We start from the raw sequence: 20379 nt of genomic DNA, 5'->3' as shown, positions 1-20379 counted from the left end.
ATGATCATATTATGGCTCCTGGCTATTCCCGCTGTAATGCAGGCGCAGCTGGCGGTGCAGGGTTTGAAATGCGAACAGCTTGAAAACCCGGTTGGACTTGATGTAGTGCAACCCCGGCTGAACTGGCAATTAAAAAGTAATCAGTATAATGTAAAACAAACTGCTTACCGGATTTGGGTAGCTTCCTCAAAGGCGCTGCTTGACGCAGGTAAACCGGATCTCTGGAACAGTGGTAAAGTGATTTCGGACGAATCGGTGCTGGTCGCTTATAAGGGAAAACCGCTTATTACTAATGGTCATTGTTTCTGGAAAGTGCAGGTGTTTTCCAATAAGAATGATAGCGCCTGGAGCGATATGGGGCAGTGGAGCATAGGCTTGTTAAACGCCAGCGACTGGAAAGCAAAATGGATCGGGTATGATAAGGCATCATCCTGGGACAGTATTACACAATGGTCGCGGCTTTCCGCCAGGTATTTCCGGAAGGGATTTGTGGTACAGCAAAAAATAAAGACAGCAGTGCTACATATTGCCGGACTGGGTTTGTATGAATTATATCTTAATGGAAAACGGATTGGCGACCAGGTACTAGCGCCCATACCCACCAATTACCGGAAGTCGGTATTATATAACAGTTTTGATGTGTCTGCAGACCTGGTCAAGGGAAACAATGCTATTGGAGTGGTGCTGGGCAACGGACGTTTCTTTACCATGCGTCAAAATTACAAGCCACAAAAGATCAACACCTTTGGCTATCCCAAACTATTGCTGCAACTGGAGATCACTTATGCTGATGGCAGCCGGAAGTTGATCGTATCGGATAATTCCTGGAAATTTACGGCAAATGGTCCCATCCGCACCAACAACGAATACGACGGGGAAGAATATGATGCCACTAAAGAATTTCCAGGGTGGACCACCGCATCTTTTGATGATACAAAATGGCAAAGGCCGGAGCTGGTAATTGCACCGGAAGGAACACTGCGGACACAGCTGACACCGGGCATGCGGGTGATGGATTCCATTCATCCGAAAAAGATGAGTCGCTTGAATGACAGTGTTTATATCCTGGATCTTGGACAAAACTTTGCGGGATGGCTGCGCATGAAAGTAAAAGGAGTCCGCGGACAACGTATACAATTGCGTTTTGCGGAAAGTCTGCAACCGGATGGATCGCTTTATACGGCTAACCTCCGGGATGCACGGGTTACAGATGTTTATACTTTAAAGGGCGATGGTGAAGAGCAATGGCAGCCTTCTTTTGTGTACCATGGATTTCGTTATGTGGAAATTATCGGGTATCCCGGTGTTCCATCAGTAAATGATTTTATGGGTTTGCTGATCTATGATCAGATGACCACCGCGGGTAAACTGGAAACCTCCAATGTCACGCTGAACCAGGTGTTAAAAAATGCCTGGTGGGGTATTGCTTCCAACTATAAAGGCATGCCGGTGGATTGTCCGCAACGCAACGAGCGGCAGCCATGGCTGGGCGATCGCACCCAGGGCGCCCTGGGTGAAAGTTATTTGTTTAATAACGTCACCTTGTATGCCAAATGGCTGGATGATATCCGGGAGTCGCAGACCGCAGAAGGCGCGATACCCGATGTAGCGCCTGCATTTTGGAACTACTATAGCGACAATGTTACCTGGCCTGCGGCCTATATCCTGGTGGCGGAGATGCTGTACCGGCAGTACGGCGACCGGCAATCGATCGTGAAACATTATCCCTCGATGAAAAAATGGATGGAGTACATGCAGCGGAAGTACATGAAGGACGACCTGATCGCAAAAGATAAATATGGTGACTGGTGTGTGCCGCCGGAAAGCCTGGAATTGATCCGTTCAAAAGACCCGCTGCGGAATACCGATGGAACGCTGCTGGCCACTGCCTATTATTATCACCTGTTGGAAACAATGAAGCAGTTTGCGGTGCTTGCCGGCAGACCCGGAGATGTGACTGGCTATAATCAACTGACCGTCCGCATAAAGAAAGCATTTAACAAAGCGTTTCTTAATGGAGATCATTATAGCAACAATACGATAACGGCCAACCTGTTACCCTTGTATTTTGGAATAGTACCGGAGGAAAAGATAGCTTTAGTAAAACAACAGTTGATACAGAAACTGCAACAGGATGGCATGCACATCAGTACCGGCGTTATCGGTACCCAATGGCTGATGCGCGGGTTGACAAAATATGGATATGCTGATGCTGCATTTACACTGGCTACCAATAAAACCTATCCCAGTTGGGGATATATGGCAGCGCAGGGGGCTACCAGCATCTGGGAGTTGTGGAATGGCAATACCGCCAACCCGCAGATGAATTCACAGAACCATGTGATGCTGCTGGGCGATCTGGTCACCTGGAGTTTTGAAAGCCTGGCGGGTATTCAAACAGAGCCGGACGCTGTGGCTTTTAAGAAGATCCGCATGCGGCCGGTGTTTGCAAAAGGTCTGGATAGCGTGAATGCCTCTTATGAATCACCTTACGGACTAATAAAAAGTTCCTGGAAACGGAAGGGAAATGCACTGGATTGGGCGATCGAACTACCGGCAAATACATCGGCGGTAATCAATATTCCGTCAGACAAGGTGACGGTATCAGGTCAGCCATTAAAGCAGGTGACGGACCGAAAGAATAATACCACTCACCTGGAGTTGGGAAGCGGCCGGTATTCATTTAAAATAATAGTAAATCAATAAAGCAGAAATGAAACAGGTATGGTGTTTTTGTTTGTTATTACTTTTTTGTAACGTAAATGCCCAGGATGCGGGAGCACCGGATGAATTGCAGCAGAAAGCGCAGCGTTGGGTAGGCGGCCTGAAGCTGGATGATAAAATAAAAGCTGGCAAGGTACAACAGGCAATCGTGGCGCATCTTACGGCGGTAAGGGACTGGCACAATAGCCATCCGTTTACACAGGTTCCAGCCGGTATCAACCCGGCTACTGGAAATAAATTGTCTGACCTCGACCGGCAGCTGATCGTTTGTTCATCAAAGCCGGCGGCGATTCATACAACGCTCATGGAGGTGCTACAAGCGGAATTGAATGCGGAGCAGGTGGCTTTTATCCTGGATCAATATACGGTTGGAAAAGTGGCCTTCACTTTAAAAGGATATGAAGCCATTGTTCCCGATCTTACGGAAAAAGAACGGACCGAGATCCGTAAAAACCTGGAGCAGGCACGGGAACAAGCCATCGACTATAAAAGTATGAAGGAGATATCGGCCATCTTTGAGATCTATAAAACAAAATGCGAGCAGTACCTGAATAACAATGGCCGGAACTGGCGGCAGTTGTTTAAAACTTATGTAGAAAAGGTAAAAGCAGAAAAGGAAAAGAAAAAAAGCGGAGCTTTGTAAGCGTGGATCTTGTTTGTTATGTTAAGCCAGGCGAAGCATAACAGACGAATGGCATTTGTCAGACAAGGATACTGATGCCACCAGCACTGCAGCACAAGAGTGCGATCCGCCACGGCGGACGCGCGCAGGTAAAGCCGCCATCACGATAGCTATTGGGACTGCTGCCGGACAAAAATAAATAATGATAAAGCATAAACAACAATGATAAAAAAAGTAAACCTGTTGATCGTTTGTTTGTTGATAACCGTTTTGGCTACTGCGCAGGCCAACCGCTGGAAACAAGGTGTCCTGGTAGATGAATTTATCTATGATACGGCATCCTTCCCGCAGGCGCATGCTTCTACTATTGCCGAAACACCTGACGGACTGATCGCTGCCTGGTTTGGCGGTACAAAGGAAGGCAATAAGGATGTCTGCATCTGGACGAGCCATTTGGTAAACGATCATTGGACCACTCCTGAAATGGTAGCCGATGGTGTGCTGAATGATACCACGCGTTATGCCTGTTATAATCCCGTGTTGTATTATGCGCCCACCGGTGAATTATTATTGTTTTATAAGATAGGACCTAATGTGGCGGGATGGTCGGGCTGGCTGAAACGTTCCAAAGACAATGGCAGGACCTGGAGTGCGCGGGAAGCCCTGCCGGAAGGTTTCCTGGGGCCGATCAAGAATAAACCCGAACTGATCAACGGGGTATTGATCTGTCCTTCCAGTACCGAAAAGAACGGATGGAAAGTGCATTTTGAGTATACAAAAGATTGGGGTCGCACCTGGACAAAATCTGCACCCATCAATGATGGCGTACAGTTTTCAGCCATACAACCATCCATCTTAAAATATAAAAATGGTGATCTCCAGGTATTGGGTCGCACCCGCAACACGGTGATCTATCAAAGCCGGAGTAAAGACGATGGCGAGACCTGGTCGCCCATGACGGCGCTGGATCTGCCCAATAATAATTCCGGAACAGATGCCGTTACGTTGAAAGACGGCCGTCAACTGCTGGTGTACAATCATGTGCTGCCAGACTCTACCTGGAAAAAAGGAAAGGGGCCGCGTACGCCGCTGAACGTGGCGCTTTCAAAGGATGGCAAGCAGTGGATGGCCGCCCTGGTGCTGGAAGATTCGCCCATCAGCCAGTATTCCTATCCTTCTGTGATCCAGGGAAAGGATGGCATGGTGCACATTGTATACACCTGGCGCCGCCAAAAAATAAAATATGTAAAGATCGATCCTTCAAAGCTGAAGCTCTCACCCATAAAGAACAAGCGGTGGCCAGGCGTTGTAAGTGCGCGGGGCGTGGTGACGGATGATTAGGCTGGTATGCGCCGATCCTACAGCTCTTTGCTCTGTGTTACTACGCTGTATCGCAAACTGAAGTTCGCTTCTGATGATCGATAGAAGCGCTGCATCTGGTACACGCCCGGTGAAAGCCCATAGCCTTTGATCTGATTTGTCTTTAAGATCTCGAACTTATTCCGGTACTGATTGATTAAGCGCGCCAAGTGCTGTCTGTTTCTCTTAAAAATAGCAAAATCCTACATCCCTTTAGTACAATCCTACAGTCTTTAAATAAAAAAATATACAAACTTTATAGGTCTCAAAAAATGGATGCATGAAAGCGTTTGCAGGAAAGTTTGTCCCCGTAATGATCACGCCCTTTGATCTGAAAGCCAGTATCGATTATGATGCCGTTACACAATTAGTGGAATTCTATCTGGAAGCCGGTGTGGAAGGCTTTTTTGCCAACTGCCTCAGCAGCGAGATGTTCAGCATTACCGAAGAAGAGCGGCTGGCACTCACACAGCATGTAGTCAAATGCGTGAACGGACGCGTGCCGGTAGTGGCAACTGGCTCCTTCGGACTTACCGTGGAAGACAAAGCACAGTTTACAAAGAGGATATATGATACGGGTGTGGATGCGGTGATCATGATCAGCGGGCATTTCGCAAAGCTGGAAGAGGACGATGCCGTATTGTTGCGCAATTTTGAAAAATTGTTTTCGCTTACGGGCGATATCCCGCTGGGCATTTATGAATGCCCGGCGCCTTATAAGCGCATATTAGGTGCAGATGTGTTTAAACAGTTGTTACAGTCTAACCGCCTGGTCTATCATAAGGATACGTCCATCACGCATGAAAACGTAAAGGCCAAGCTCGACGTGTTAAAAGCAATGAACAGCCCGCTTGAGTTCTATGATGCGCATACGCCCAATGCCTTGTTCAGTATGCAGCAGGGCGCGGTGGGCATGTCGTCCATCTCAGGAAACTTTTACCCGGAGGTGCTGGTGTGGATGGTGAAAAATGCAAATAACCCCGGGCAGCAGGAAACGGCGAAATGGTTACAGGAGGAGTTGACCAGTGTGGATCCCATGATCCACCAGGCCTATCCCATGAGCGCCAAATATTTCCTGGAAAAGCGCGGACTGCCGGTGCGCACCATTAGTCGTGCTTATGCGCTGCATCTGACGCCGGATCAGAAAAAGGAACTGGATGCGCTCTACAACCGCTTCCTGAGTTGGTGCGATCGGTTGGAGATACAGCCCGTAGGATTATCCGCACGTACCGCTTTATGATTAATTTTATTATTATTTCGCCAGCTTCAGTACTACTATTATGCTTTACTTGCGTCGCACTCTTGTACTTTGGGGATTCCTGCTCGGCTTTTTTGCGGGAGCACAGGAAAATACGGACAACCGGTATGCGGAGCCGTTGGATCAGGTATTTAAAAAGATAGAAACACGTTATGGCATTACCATCCGCTACCCCGATGCATTGGTAAAAGGAAAGATACTGAACTATGCCCGCTGGCGCTTCCGACAGGATGTGGAGGAAACACTCAATAATGTGCTGGCACCTTTTGATCTGAAGGCAAAAAAAGACGGCGATAAGAAGTATAAGATCAGCGATTATGAATATTATCGCTGGTCGGTGGAAGACGGCTGGGCCGAGCTGGATCGTATAGCAGCACAGTATAAAAATATAACGGAATGGGAGTTGCGAAAGAAGGAATTGAAACAATGCATTCTTGAAAAATTAAGACTGGCCAACTTACCTGCCTGGCCTTTAAGCAAGCCGATCATCACTCCGTTAAGAAAGTATAACGGCTATACCATAGAGAATATCGCTTTGGAAATTTTACCAGGGGTATGGATCAACGGGTCGCTATACAAACCGGCAACATATAAAGGGAAGATTCCTGTGATCCTGAACCCCGACGGTCATTGGCTGCAACAGCGGTACCGCGCCGACTGCCAGTTGCGCTGTGCGGCGCTTGCCAAAATGGGCGCCATGGCTTTTAGTTATGATCTCTTTGCCTGGGGAGAGTCCTTACTACAGTTTAAAACGGAAGATCATCGCCGCAGTCTGGCCATGACTATACAGGCATTGGGCGCCATCCGCATCCTGGATTATCTGCTGGCATTAAAAGACGCCGATACCGGCAGGGTGGGCATTACCGGCGGCTCCGGCGGTGGAAGTCATACGGTATTGATGACGGCTATTGATGATCGTATAAAAGTGTCAGCCCCGGTGGTTTCGCTCTCTTCTTATTTCTATGGTGGTTGTCCTTGTGAAAGCGGAATGGACATCCACAGTTGCGCCGGTGGTACTGATAACGTAGAGATTGCTGCTATGGCGACACCGCGTCCGCAACTGCTGGTAAGTGATGGGGGCGACTGGACGGATAAAATGCCGGAACATGATTTCCCCTATCTGCAAAAAATGTACAGTTGGTATGGAAAGAAAAGCGATGTGCAGAACGTGCACCTGCCCGCTGAAAAGCACGACTTCGGTATCAACAAAAGAACGGCGGTATACCGCTTCATGGCGCAATACCTGGGGCTGAATATCAAAGCCATCGAAAATAAACAGGGGCAGATTGATGAATCAGGGGTCACGATTGAGGAAGAAAAGAAAATGTATGTCTTTGGAGATCATGGTGAGCGGTTACCGGCGCATGCGGTAAAAGGGTTTGACAACCTGGAAAAGGTTTTTGAAGCAGCGGTGAGATAGTGCGTAGGTAATGGTTTATAGTCACCGTACCAGAACATTGTCACGTCGACCGTAGCGGAGAGGTCTCTACGGATACCCCCTTATATGTAAGATTCTGACGCTTACTTGTTGAGAGCAATTTCGTAAAGGTTTCCCGGCTGCGCTCGAAACGACGATGATTTTTTGTGTCGATGGCTGTTCGAGACGTCCGCTATTCGAGACGTCCACGTCTCGAACAAATATTAAACTTACTAAACATGAAAAAAATACTCCTATACATCCTCATCCTTGCATTACCCTTTGCTGGAATGGCTCAAAAATCGCAACGCTACAAAATAGCATTGATCGACCTGATGCTGCTAAAGCGCCAGAAGCTCAGCGCACTGCCGCTGGCAAAGGAGTTGAACGCGGATGGTATCGAGATCGATATGGGTGGACTGGGTAACCGGGAAACTTTTGACAATAAGCTGGCCATAGATTCCATACAGGAACAATACCTTCAGAAGGTGAAAGCACTGAACCTGGAAATTCCTGCTTTGGCCATGACGGGTTATTATGCACAATCCTACTGTGGCCGGGAGCACTATAAAGAATCGATCGCCGATTGTATTGCCACGATGAAACAGATGAATGTTAAAACCGCTTTTCTGCCCCTGGGTATACAATGCGATCTGAAAAAGAACCCCGAAAAGCGACCCTCAGTCGTAACCCGCTTAAGAGAGGCGGGCAAAATGGCGCAGGATGCCGGTGTGGTCATTGCTATTGAAACAGCTTTGTCGGCAAAAGAAGAGGTAACGTTGTTAAAAGAGATCGGTTCGCCAGCCGTTAAGATCTATTTTAATTTCTCCAATCCGCTGAAAGAAGGCCGGGATCTGTATAAGGAACTCCGGATACTTGGGGCAAAGAACATCGCCATGATCCATTGCACCAATAAGGATAGTGTTTGGCTGCAGAATGACCCTCAACTGGATCTGTATAAGGTAAAAAAGATCCTGGATCAGATGAAATGGAGCGGATGGCTGGTAGTAGAGCGTTCCCGCGACGCCCAGCACCCCCGGGATGTAAAGTATAATTACGGAGCCAATGTGGCCTATCTGAAAAAGATCTTTCAATAACAGGCCAGCAACGTATTAGTCTCTGTTCCCCAGGTCTTCCCGTCACCCCAACCACAAAGTTGGCAACAATAATGAGATGAATGCCCCGCTGCCGCACTTGTCTTCTCCTCAATAAACCATTTTTACCAATTATAAAACAATTTATTCATGAAAAGCCACTACCGGATGGCACAGGATAGGGATTTGGATTTTATTCGCTAATCTTGCTGCTTTATAAACGGTTTTCTTTGCGAACAGAGTTATGAGTACAAATTTACTGCAGTACAATCCTCAATATCCCTCGGTAGCGGATCTGAAAAGGAAGGCAAAAAAACGGATACCCAAATTTGCGTTTGATTACCTGGAGGGCGGGTGTAATGATGAACTGAATGTGTGGCGGAACGAGGAAGATTTTAAGCATATTTTCCTGATGCCCCAGTACCTGAAAAAGCACCGGGGCGTGGATATGCGGACAGAATTATTCGGTCATGTTTATGATGCGCCATTCGGAATTGCACCGGTAGGATTGCAAGGCCTCATGTGGCCCAATGCCCCGGAGATCCTGGCCAAGGCCGCATTAAAACATAATATTCCTTATGTTTTAAGTACGGTTTCCACCAGCAGCATTGAACGTATTGCGGAGATTACGGAAAGTAAATTCTGGTTCCAATTATACCATCCCACAGAAACTGAATTGCGAGACGATCTCTTACGCCGGCTGGAAGCGGTGAATTGTCAGGTCCTGGTGGTGCTCATTGATGTGCCTTCTTTCGGGTTGCGCTATCGCGAAATAAAGGCAGGGCTTTCCATGCCGCCCAAAAACACCATCAGCAATTTTGTGCAGGCGGCTATGCATCCTGTGTGGGGACTGGAAACCCTCCGGGTTGGTATTCCCTCTTTTGCCACACTGAAGCCCTATATGAAAAAAGGGATGGATATGAAACAGCTGGGCAAGTTTATGAATGCTACATTCACTGGTCGGGTAGATGCGGATAAAGTAGCGGCCATCAGGGAAAAATGGAAAGGAAAACTGGTGGTAAAGGGCGTGGTAAGTGAGCAGGATGCGGAGTTGTGTGCAACCATCGGGGTAGATGGGATCATTGTTTCCAATCATGGTGGCCGCCAGATCGACGCAGGGGAGTCAACCATTCGTCCGTTAAAAGGTTTGGCTGAAAAATATAAAGGCAAATACAAGGTAATGATCGACAGCGGACTCCGCTCGGGTCCGGATATTGGCCGGTCGTTGGCATGCGGCGCTGATTTCACCTTTATGGGCCGGCCCTTTATGTACGGTGTGGGCGCCCTGGGGAAAGCGGGCGGTGATCATACCATCGCGATGCTCAAAGCGCAGCTGAAACAGGTAATGGAGCAGCTTTGCTGTGAAACGGTCCACGATTTTCCGGCAGCATTGATACAGTAAGGTTCAATTTTTGGAAGAGCTCTTTAACCCCGAATCGGTAATGCAATGTATCATAGGGCGTAGTAAAGAGTTCATATATTGAACTCCGGGATCCGTCCCGGAGTTTTTTTTATATATAAGAGTGAAGGCTTTTTAAAGTTGCGGAGCGGGGCATTTGACCCATGGGGCAGTGCTGTTGCTAATTCAGCATTCATAAATGCCAGGAAATGGTAAAAAGCCTGAAATTAGCATAAAGCTGTTATTTTTGTAAAGTATTGCAAAAACGATTTTGTTATTTAAAAATAGTATTATTGCTCATGAAGAAGATTGCACGCTACGCCTTTTTATTATTGGCCGGAGGCTTTTCGCTCCTCTTACATGCTCAGAAAAATGATCCCGTTGAACTGGTAAATCCGTTAATGGGTACTCAGTCCAAGCCGAGTCTTTCAAATGGGAATACCTATCCCGCAGTGGGGGTGCCGTGGGGCATGAATCTGTGGAGTGCACAGACGGGGAAAATGGGCGATGGATGGATGTATACCTATGATGCTGATAAGATCCGCGGGTTTAAACAAACGCATCAGCCGTCCCCATGGATGAATGACTATGGCCAGATTTCTATTATGCCGGTTACCGGCAAAATGGTATTTGAGCAGGATGCCCGCGCCAGCTGGTTCTCGCATAAGGCGGAAATAGCGAAGCCTTACTATTACAGTGTGTACCTGGCGGATCATGATGTAACAACCGAGCTCACTCCTACAGAGCGAGCGGCACAATTCCGGTTCACGTTTCCAAAGACGGATAGTTCATTTGTAGTGATCGACGCATTTGATAAAGGATCCTATATTAAGGTTATTCCTGCTGAAAAAAAGATCATCGGATATTCCACCAAACATGCACGTGGCCCATTGCCGGATTTTAAAAATTATTTTGTGATCTATTTTGATAAGTCATTTGCGAATGCGCATACCTGGGAGGGCAACAAACTTAACGAATCTGCACTGGAGATCACTTCCGATCATAGCGGTGCCATTGTTGGGTTTAAAACCAGTAAAGGCGAAAAGGTGAATATGAAGATCGGCACCTCCTTTATCAGCTTTGAACAGGCTGAACTGAATCTGAAGCGGGAACTGGCCGCAGATGGTTTTGAGCAAACCATGGCCAAGGCTAAAAGATCATGGAATGAACGCCTGGGAAGGATCGAGATCGAAGGCGCCTCTGTAGATCAGTTACGGACTTTTTATTCCGCCATGTATCGTACCCTGTTCTTTCCGCATAAAATGTATGAACTGGACGCCTCCAACCAGGTGGTGCATTACAGTCCGCATAACGGAAAGGTCCTTCCGGGATACCGCTTTTCAGGCACCGGATTTTGGGATACCTTCCGCGCTTTATATCCCTTCCTGAACTTCCTGTATCCGTCCATCAACAGGGAAATGCAGGCGGGACTGGTAAATGACTATAAAGAAGGTGGCTGGCTGCCGGAATGGAGCAGCCCAGGTTATTCAGATGTAATGGTGGGTAATAACTCTGCATCGGTGGTTGCTGATGCTTATTTAAAAGGTTTGAGAGGATACGATATCAATACCCTGTATGAAGCTTTGTTGCATGGTGCCAATAATGAAGGACCAAGGGCCACCGGCCGGAGAGGCGTTGAATATTATAACGAACTGGGGTATGTCCCCTATGATGTAAAGATCAATGAGAATGCCGCACGTACGCTGGAATATGCTTATGATGATTTTACGATTTACCAGCTGGGTAAAGCTTTGGGCCGGCCAAAAACAGAGTTGGATTTGTACAAAAAACGTTCGGGAAACTATAAAAATCTTTTTGATCCGGAATATAACCTGATGCGGGGTAAAAATAAGGATGGCAAATTTCAAAGTCCGTTCAACCCTTATAAATGGGGCGATGCTTTTACAGAAGGTAATAGCTGGCACTACTCCTGGAGCGTATTCCACGACATACAAGGTCTGATCGATCTGATGGGAGGGAAGCCCAATTTTGTAAAACAGCTCGACAATGTGTTTAGCCTGCCACCGGTTTTTGATGACAGCTATTATGGAGGTGTGATCCATGAGATCCGGGAGATGCAGATTGCTGATATGGGGCAATATGCGCATGGAAATCAGCCTATACAACATATGATCTATTTGTACAATTATGCTGGCGCACCCTGGAAAGCACAGTATTGGGTACGTGAAACCATGAACCGTATGTATAAGTCTACACCCGATGGTTATTGCGGTGATGAAGATAATGGTCAAACCAGTGCATGGTACGTTTTTTCGGCCCTCGGCTTCTATCCCGTAACACCGGGAATAGACCAGTATGTAGTGGGGGCACCATTATTTAAAAAAGCAATAGTACACCTGGAAAATGGAAAAAAAATCACTATAAATGCTCCGGCTAATAGTGATCAGAACCGTTATGTACAGTCCGCTACTTTTAACGGGCAGCCATACAGTAAAAACTGGTTTAATTTTACTACACTTCAAAAAGGAGCGGTTATCAACTTTACGATGGGGGCGCAACCCAATAAAACCCGTGGTACAGGAGATGCGGATGTTCCTTACTCTATGAGTCGCGATGATAAATAATCAGTAGCATAAACGATATAAGTATCCGTCTTCGCTAAAGGAGCCGGATTTTTTTTCACTTCATCGGAGACTGCCATCTTTCATGCTGACGAGTGTATAAACTTGATATCGCAATTTGCGACATCAAGTTGTCAGCGTTGTTTTATTTGAGAATAAACATAAAATCTGCCGAGTAGAAGAATAGGCAGAAACCGGAGTTTAATCCAGTTTAAACCCAATCTTATTTCTTGGTATAGGAGTTCTTTGTTTTTCAATCAATTCTTTCAGTACTACAAAAATGTTTTCGATATCCCGGGAATTTCCTTTTACCTCTTTTTCCAGCCTTGCAAGCTGTACCAATATGTCTTTTTGACTCAATGCATATTCCCGCAATTTTGTAAAAACGCGGATAATACGAACATTGACTTCAATGGCAACTTCGCTATTTAATATACTTGATAACATCGCTACTCCTTGTTCTGTAAAAACGTATGGTAATTTACGTCGTCCTCCCCAGCCTGGTGATGAACTTGATATCGCAATTTGCGACATCAAGTTGTCGAACTCTTTTTGCTTGAGGGTAAACATAAAGTCTTTTGGAAATCGGTTCAGGTTGCGTTTTACCTGTTCATTCAAACGTCTGGTTTCTACTTTGTACATTTCTGCCAGGTCCTGGTCCAGCATTACTTTTTGTCCACGGACAACATAGATCCGGTTTAATATTTTTTGTTCTGCCACCAGGAGTTGCAGCGCTCTTTTTGCCATAGGTGTTGTTTTTCTGGTTTGCTAAATAATTTATAGGCTCTATCTTGGTTTTCTTGTATTAGCAACTGGTTCTTATTATAAAGTTAGCAAAAAATAACAAAAAGGAGCGGTCAGCTATTTATTGCGACTAAAGCTTTACGCTATCGCAATTCGCATAGTAAAATTTTCCATTAGCTTAGTGAATCCTAACATTTCCCGACAAATGGATTCGATCTATTTTCGATCTGTTGGCAAAAGGTAGTATTGCGCCCGGTAGCCGTTTAAATGCTGTCATATGGCTGTTAAAATATATTTTGAAGATTTTGTGCCGGGGGAAAAGCGGACTACTACGGGAAGAACCATTACCGAAGCAGATATTGTATTGCATGCCGGGCAAACCGGAGATTTTTACCCGCACCATATGGATGCCGAATGGTGTAAAACACAATCTTTTAAACAGCGGATCGCACATGGCACGCTGATCTTTAGTGTGGCGGTTGGATTGACGGCCGGTGTAATCAATGAAGTGGCAATGACCTATGGTTATGAGCGGTTGCGGTTCATTGCTCCGGTATTTATCAATGATACGATAAAGACTTCCATTACTATAAAAGAAAAGAAAGATCATAAAAAACCAGGATACGGTATCGTGTCAGAGCTGCTGGAAGTACACAACCAGGGAGGACAGTTGGTGTTGGTTTGCGAACATTTACTACTGGTTGAAAAAAAAGAGGTTGTATGAATAAGATGGTATTAAAAGGGATGACCTGGGACCATAGCCGTGGGATAGTGCCGCTTCAGGCGGCGGCACAACGTTTTAACGAACTACATCCGAATGTACAGATCGTATGGGAAAAACGCAGTCTGCAGGCCTTTGCAGATTATTCCATTGAGAAACTGACGGAAAGTTATGATTTGCTGATCATCGATCATCCCTGGGCAGGGAGTGCTTCGGTAACCAATTGTGTGTTGCCATTGAATGAGTTCCTGCCGGAAGAATATTTAAAAGCCTTACAGCAACACTCGGTGGGCGCTTCTCATGATAGTTATTTTTACGATGGCGGGCAGTGGGCGCTGGCCATTGATGCCGCAGCACCGGTAGCGAGTATGCGTGCAGATCTGTTGCAGCAGGAGCAGATAGCTACTCCACAAACCTGGGAAGACGTGATGAAGATAGCTGCAAAAGGAAAAGCGGCTGCCCCCGCAATCCCTATTGACCTGTTGATGAATTTTTATACGTTTTGCTGGGCGCATGGAGGCAATCTCTTTAATGATAACGAAGTGGTAGCGCCGGAAACAGGTACAGCGGCATTGGACACCATGAAAGCATTTTACAGTTTGCTTGATCGTCGATTCTTTTCAATGAACCCGATAGCAGTTGCGGAGGCAATGAGTAATACCGATGCGTATTGGTATTGTCCTTTTGCGTATGGCTATTCTAATTATTCAAGAAAATACTACAGCAGGCAACTACTTATTTATACAAACGTGGTTGTGTTTAACGGTCAACCCTTGCAAACCACATTGGGAGGGACCGGTATTGCAGTTTCGGCGCATAGCACCCATCAGTCGGTAGCTGTGGATTTTGTACGGTTTGTATGTGCACCGGAATGGCAGGGGGCAGAATATCTCCTTACCGGCGGACAACCCGGTTATGATTTTGGCTATGATGATGCGGTGAATAACCAGGTAGGTAATAATTTTTTTATAAATACCCGGGCTACGCTTGAAAATGCTTACATACGTCCGCGTTATCATGGCTACCTGCATTTTCAGGATGCCGCTGGTTTTTATATCCAGGAATATTTAAAAGGTAACATTCTAGCCCCGCAGACAGTACTTACTAAATTGAATACACTTTATGCGGAAAGCTTAAAATTGCAAGCCCTCCTATGAACCAATTGCCATTAAACGGACTCATTGTACTGGAATTCAGTCAGTATTTATCCGGGCCTTCCGCTGGACTGCGATTAGCAGATCTTGGAGCGCGGGTTATAAAAATTGAACGGCCTCAGGGGGGAGATCCCTGCCGCAAACTGGCCGTAAAGAACTTGTGGGTGGATGGCGATGCGCTGAATTTTCATGCCATCAACCGCAATAAAGAAAGCTTTACGGCGGATCTTAAAAATAAGGAGGACCTCGAACTGGTGAAGAAGCTGATCCGGAAGGCTGATGTGATCACGCATAATTTCCGGCCGGGAGTAATGGAAAAGATAGGCCTTGCTTATAAGGATGCACGGGCCATGAATGAAAAGATCATTTATGCGGAGATCAGTGGTTTTGGCCGTAAGGGCCCATGGGCTCAAAAGCCAGGGCAGGATCTGCTGGTTCAATCGCTATCAGGGCTTGCTTATACAACAGGGAACGGTGGTGGCGCTCCGGTTCCGTTTGGTCTGTCGGCTGTGGATACCATCAGCGGTATTCACCTGGTGCAGGCCGTACTGGGCGCTCTGATTCGCAGACAACGTGAGGGGAAAGGCGCTTATATCGAGCTAAGTCTGATAGAATCTGCGATCGGTATGCAGTTTGAATTGTTTACGACCTTCTTTCACAGTAAAGACGGCATTCACCGCAGTACGATCAATAATGGCAACCCGTTGCTGGGTGCTCCTTATGGAATTTATAAAACGGCAGATCATTTTCTTTCACTGGCCATGATGGACCTACAGCAGCTGGCAACTGCTTTGGACTGGGAGGAATTAAGGGCCTTTGATCAGCAAGATGTTTTTCAAAAACGCGATGAAATAAAAATGCTGATCGCAAAGAAATTGAAAACGAATACAACCCGGTACTGGCTGGAGCGGTTACGCAGGCATGGGTTATGGGCGGCAGCTGTTTACAACTGGAAAGACCTTGACCAAACAGAAGGATACCAGGTGCTAAAAATGGAACAGGAATTGCAGGCCGGCAATAAAGCGATCAGGACTACAAGATGCCCGATCAGGCTAAATGGAGAAAAGCTGGTTTCCGCAAAAGCCGCACCTGCGCTGGGTGCAGACCGGGATATGATCATTAAACAGTTAATGAAAGGATAAATGAGTTTTCTAAACGATATATTAGTGGTTGACTTCAGCCAGTTCCTTTCCGGTCCATCGGCATCCTTAACGCTTGCAGATATGGGTGCAAGGGTTATAAAGATTGAACGCCCGGTTACCGGCGATATCTGTCGTGAGTTGTATGTGTCAGATGTGGTAATCGATGGCGAATCTTCGATCTTTCAGGCGATTAACCGGAGCAAGGAAAGTTATACGGCGGATCTGAAAAATACAGCAGATCTCATAAAAATAAAAAAACTATTGAGGCGCGCGGATGTGGTGATTCATAATTTCCGGCCGGGCGTAATGGAGCGCCTGGGATTGGATTATGAAAGCGTAAAACAACTCAATCCGGCTGTTGTGTACGGCTCTATCAGCGGTTTTGGCGCAGAAGGTCCCTGGAAGGAGCTGCCCGGTCAGGATCTGTTATTGCAATCGGCAACCGGTATTACACTGTTGAATAATACCGCTCATGAAAATCCCACACCCCTTGGAGTTTCCATTGTAGATATCTTATCCGGGGCACATCTTGCACAGGGAGTACTGTCCCTGTTGTATCAAAAAATAGGATCAGGAGAAGGCGGGGAGGTGCAGGTGAGTATGCTGGAAAGTGCGCTTGATTTTCAGTTCGAATTGTTGACTTGTTATTATAACGATGGCCATGAACTGCCGCAACGCAGTATGGTAAATGGCGGCCATCCTTACGTAGGCGCACCCTATGGTATCTATAAAACAGCGGATTCCTGGCTGGCGCTGGCGATGACCGATATTGTGCGGCTGGGACAGTTAACCGATTGCTATGCACTGCTGGCCTATACCAATAGTGACGAATGGTTTACACAACGCGATGCGATCAAGCAGGTACTGGCAGCGCATTTGCAGCAGCGATCTACAAAGGAATGGCTGGCCGTGCTGGAGCCGGCTGATATCTGGTGCTCGGAAGTGCTGGATTATACCGGATTGAGCAATCATCCTGCTTATAAGGAGCTGGAGATGGAAATGACGGTAAAGAACAGCAATGGAACGGTGATTACAACCACACGTTGTCCGTTCCGGGTAGATGGTCAGTTACTTACCAGCGCAATCGGTGCACCACTGTTGGGTGAGCACACTGCAGCCATTGATAAAGAATTTGGATTAAATCAATTGCAAAAAGAAGGAGCTGTAGTATCTTAGTTGATTGTAAAACGAAGCAATTAATGAAAACAAACAACAGCGAAATGATCATCGATACGCATATACATATCTGGGATACGAACAAATCATCGTACGATTGGCTGGCCGGAGCGCCGGAGTTGTTAAAGCGCACATACGCCATTGAGGAACTGGATGCGGCAAGAAAAACGGCCGGTATTGGCGCGGGGATTTTTGTACAGGCAGATGTACAGATGGAAGATTCTTTTCATATGCTGGATGTGGCCCGGAATACAGATTGGATCAAAGGTGTGGTAAGCTGGTTACCACTGGCGGATACGGATCGAACGGCCCAACTGCTGGAGCAGCGACTGTTGAACGATGCTTATTTTGTAGGGGTACGCCATCTTATCCATGATGAAAAAGATCCACAATGGCTGTTACAGCCTGTGGTAATAGAAAGCCTGAAAATTCTGGCGGCTCATAATATTCCTTATGATGTAGTGGGCGTACTTCCGGAACATATCGAAACCATTATAAAAGTAACGGAGCTGGTTCCCGGACTGCGGATGGTTTTTGATCACCTGAATGCACCGCCTATCAGTAGCGGAGAGCGATTTGGACAATGGGGAATATTGATGCAGGAGGTAGCGAGGAACAAGAATATATGCGCAAAAATTTCCGGTCTGGGCACGGTGGCCGGTGCCGGGAAGTTTACCGCATCTGAACTGAAGCCATACCTGGCATTTATCCTGGAGCATTTTGGGACAGATCGTTGTTTTTGTGGAGGTGACTGGCCGGTTTCATTACTGGCGAAGGACTATGTATATACCTGGCAAGTATATAAAGAGGTGCTATCAGCATTGCTTTCAGCAGAAGGGTTGAGTAACGTATACGCAGGTAATGCCATCCGATTTTATAATCTGAAGCTGGATTAGTTTAACATGCAATTATTCAATGGTATATTTTTTCACGGGGTAGGTGCTTCATCCGCAGCACTGTGTTATACCCCCGAAAAAAAAATAAGAGGATGGTCCTGGCAAACATATTGGCTGGCACAGGCCGCAGTTTGCTGGCTGATTCTGCCGGTGGTGGTAGCAATAATCACTGTGCCTTCGCTGGGCGATGTTTTAAAAGAAGCGCCGCGTGCTGCTATGATCCGGTCATTTCTGTTGGGTATGGCCTATGGCATCGGTGGAACGGCATTCGGAATGGCTATTCGCTACATCGGTTTTTCGCTCACTTATGCGGTTTCTGTTGGATTGTCCTGCGTATTGGGCACATTAATTCCCCCGGTGATGGATGGCTCTATTGGGACTGTAGTAAAAGGGAATGGAGGGAATTGGATCCTCACCGGAGTTTTTTTGGGTGCCCTGGGTATCGCTTTTTGTGGGATTGCCGGGCGGATGAAAGAAAAAGAACGCAGCAGCACACAAGGCTATTCATTTAAAAAAGGATTGCCCTTATGTATAATTGCTGGCATCCTTTCTGCTTTTTATGGTTTTGCCATTAATGCAGGAAAACCTATTTCTGACCTTGCTGCTGCGCATGGTGCCGGAAATTTCCAGGTAAATGCAGTATATATTTTTTCAAACTCAGGAGCTTTTCTAACCACACTGTTTTATACTTTATACCTGCACCGGAAACACCAAACATTTAGCGAGTATAAACGGGCAACGGTAACCGGGGCCTTAACGACCAATTATTTAATGGCGATACTTACCGGGTTTTTCTGGTATGGGCAGTTTTTCTTTTATGGACTTGGGCATGTAAACCTGGGTAAATATGAATTCTCCAGCTGGGCCATACATATGATCCTGCTGGTGTTGTTTAGTGCAGTAGTAGGGATGGTATTGAAGGAATGGAAATTCACAAAACCGCGTACGAAGCAGGTATTGACCGGAGCATTGCTGGTATTGTTACTTTCTGTGATATTGTTAACATATGGCAATTATAAAGGAGGCGCCTAAAATGAATGAGCAAGCGGTGAATATATGTATGATTGGCGCAGGAGGTATCGTAAACGATGCACACTTGCCAGCCTATCGCATCGCAGGATTTAATGTGAAAGCGATTATAGATAAAAATAACCAACAGGCCCGGGAACTTGCCGGGAAATTCGCCATCCCCGAGGTATACAATTCACTGGAAGCAATGGTAGCACACCAGGATGAAAATGTTATTTACGACTGTGCATTACCTGCCTCAGAAATAGTGGATGTATTACGCCAGTTGCCGCCTCAATCCGCCGTGCTGATCCAGAAACCGCTGGGCGAAACAATTGAGGAAGCAAGGCATATATTGACGATCGCACACACAAGGAGCCTATTGGCTGGCGTCAACTTCCAGCTTCGTTTCGCACCCTTCGTCCTCGAAGCGAAAAAAATGATCAGGGAAGGACAGGTCGGCACGCTGACGGATATAGAAATTTATGTAAATGTACATACGCCATGGGACCGCTGGTCTTTCTTGTTCGACAAGCCACGTATGGAGATTAATTATCATAGCATTCATTATATCGACCTCATACGGTCCTTTCTGGGAAATCCATCCGGTATTTATGCGAAAACATTTAAACATCCGGATTCCTTGAAGCTGGCTTCTGTAAAGAGCACCATTATCATGGACTATGGAGATCATGTGAGAGCCATGATCCATACCAACCACCATCATGATTTTGGATACCAGCACCAGCAATCCTATATAAAAATAGAAGGTACCAATGGCGCGGTCAGGATGAGCCTGGGGGTACTGATCAATTATCCAGACGGCATTCCTGATACATTTGAATATATAACGATGGCTCCGGGAGTAACTCCGGAATGGAAATCAAAAGAAATAGAAGGTTCCTGGTTTCCGCATGCATTTATTGGAACAATGGAACAGATGATGCTGGCAAAAAAAGGAATCATTGAAAAGCCGGAGAATAATATTGATGATGCGTTTGACACGATGCGATGTGTGGAAGCCGCTTATCTCAGCAGCGGGCAGGGGGGCGTTTTGTTATCCTCTATATAAAACAGCCATTA

The 20379-nt window shown here is 46.4% G+C and carries 16 protein-coding genes; 15 read left to right on the top strand and 1 reads right to left on the bottom strand.

Annotated features, from left to right (window positions below):
- The 8 genes from Q1V85_RS05360 (at position 1) to Q1V85_RS05325 (ending at position 12458) form a co-directional block, all read left to right on the top strand.
- Positions 1-2706, top strand: coding sequence for an alpha-L-rhamnosidase (locus Q1V85_RS05360; protein WP_300598207.1), 2706 nt, complete (start codon positions 1-3; stop codon positions 2704-2706).
- 7 nt (positions 2707-2713) lie between these two features.
- On the top strand, positions 2714-3367 hold the full coding sequence (locus tag Q1V85_RS05355) for a DUF3826 domain-containing protein (RefSeq protein WP_300598205.1): 654 nt from the start codon (positions 2714-2716) through the stop codon (positions 3365-3367).
- Between the two features lie 201 nt (positions 3368-3568).
- Positions 3569-4687, top strand: coding sequence for a sialidase family protein (locus Q1V85_RS05350; RefSeq protein ID WP_300598203.1), 1119 nt, complete (start codon positions 3569-3571; stop codon positions 4685-4687).
- A 298-nt stretch (positions 4688-4985) separates the two neighbouring features.
- Entirely contained in the window at positions 4986-5945 is a 960-nt protein-coding gene (locus Q1V85_RS05345; RefSeq protein WP_300598201.1) for a dihydrodipicolinate synthase family protein, read from the top strand.
- 40 nt (positions 5946-5985) lie between these two features.
- The gene (locus Q1V85_RS05340) at positions 5986-7383 is read left to right on the top strand and encodes a DUF4974 domain-containing protein (protein ID WP_300598199.1); all 1398 of its coding nucleotides are present in this window, start codon (positions 5986-5988) and stop codon (positions 7381-7383) included.
- A 236-nt stretch (positions 7384-7619) separates the two neighbouring features.
- The gene (locus Q1V85_RS05335) at positions 7620-8477 is read left to right on the top strand and encodes a sugar phosphate isomerase/epimerase family protein (RefSeq protein WP_300598197.1); all 858 of its coding nucleotides are present in this window, start codon (positions 7620-7622) and stop codon (positions 8475-8477) included.
- Between the two features lie 241 nt (positions 8478-8718).
- The gene (locus Q1V85_RS05330; protein ID WP_300598194.1) at positions 8719-9876 is read left to right on the top strand and encodes an alpha-hydroxy acid oxidase; all 1158 of its coding nucleotides are present in this window, start codon (positions 8719-8721) and stop codon (positions 9874-9876) included.
- Positions 9877-10172: 296 nt separating this feature from the next.
- Complete coding sequence (locus Q1V85_RS05325; RefSeq protein WP_300598192.1) at positions 10173-12458, top strand: GH92 family glycosyl hydrolase; 2286 nt, start codon at positions 10173-10175, stop codon at positions 12456-12458.
- A gap of 198 nt (positions 12459-12656) precedes the next feature.
- Here the strand turns inward: Q1V85_RS05325 and Q1V85_RS05320 are convergent, their stop codons facing one another.
- Entirely contained in the window at positions 12657-13202 is a 546-nt protein-coding gene (locus Q1V85_RS05320; protein ID WP_300598190.1) for an ORF6N domain-containing protein, read from the bottom strand.
- A 274-nt stretch (positions 13203-13476) separates the two neighbouring features.
- Here Q1V85_RS05320 and Q1V85_RS05315 point away from each other — a divergent pair, with 274 nt between their 5' ends.
- The 7 genes from Q1V85_RS05315 to Q1V85_RS05285 are packed head-to-tail and all read left to right on the top strand — an operon-like array spanning position 13477 to position 20368.
- A complete protein-coding gene (locus tag Q1V85_RS05315) occupies positions 13477-13923 on the top strand; it encodes a MaoC/PaaZ C-terminal domain-containing protein (protein WP_300598188.1) in 447 nt (148 codons plus the stop codon).
- On the top strand, positions 13920-15077 hold the full coding sequence (locus tag Q1V85_RS05310; protein ID WP_300598186.1) for an extracellular solute-binding protein: 1158 nt from the start codon (positions 13920-13922) through the stop codon (positions 15075-15077). Before Q1V85_RS05315 ends, Q1V85_RS05310 begins: the two co-directional genes overlap by 4 nt.
- Complete coding sequence (locus Q1V85_RS05305) at positions 15074-16216, top strand: CaiB/BaiF CoA-transferase family protein (protein WP_300598184.1); 1143 nt, start codon at positions 15074-15076, stop codon at positions 16214-16216. Before Q1V85_RS05310 ends, Q1V85_RS05305 begins: the two co-directional genes overlap by 4 nt.
- Positions 16217-17392, top strand: a complete 1176-nt coding sequence (locus Q1V85_RS05300; protein WP_300598182.1) for a CaiB/BaiF CoA-transferase family protein — start codon at positions 16217-16219, stop codon at positions 17390-17392.
- 23 nt (positions 17393-17415) lie between these two features.
- The gene (locus tag Q1V85_RS05295) at positions 17416-18288 is read left to right on the top strand and encodes an amidohydrolase family protein (RefSeq protein WP_300598180.1); all 873 of its coding nucleotides are present in this window, start codon (positions 17416-17418) and stop codon (positions 18286-18288) included.
- 6 nt (positions 18289-18294) lie between these two features.
- Positions 18295-19320, top strand: coding sequence for an L-rhamnose/proton symporter RhaT (locus tag Q1V85_RS05290; protein ID WP_300598178.1), 1026 nt, complete (start codon positions 18295-18297; stop codon positions 19318-19320).
- Complete coding sequence (locus Q1V85_RS05285) at positions 19295-20368, top strand: Gfo/Idh/MocA family oxidoreductase (protein WP_300598176.1); 1074 nt, start codon at positions 19295-19297, stop codon at positions 20366-20368. The genes Q1V85_RS05290 and Q1V85_RS05285 overlap by 26 nt, the downstream gene beginning before the upstream one ends.
- Positions 20369-20379: the final 11 nt, after the last annotated feature.

It is taken from the genome of Niabella sp., from assembly GCF_030150205.1.
Classification (GTDB): domain Bacteria; phylum Bacteroidota; class Bacteroidia; order Chitinophagales; family Chitinophagaceae; genus Niabella.
The sequence above is the reverse complement of the archived record's forward strand: the minus strand, read 5'-3'. Positions and strand labels throughout refer to the sequence as shown.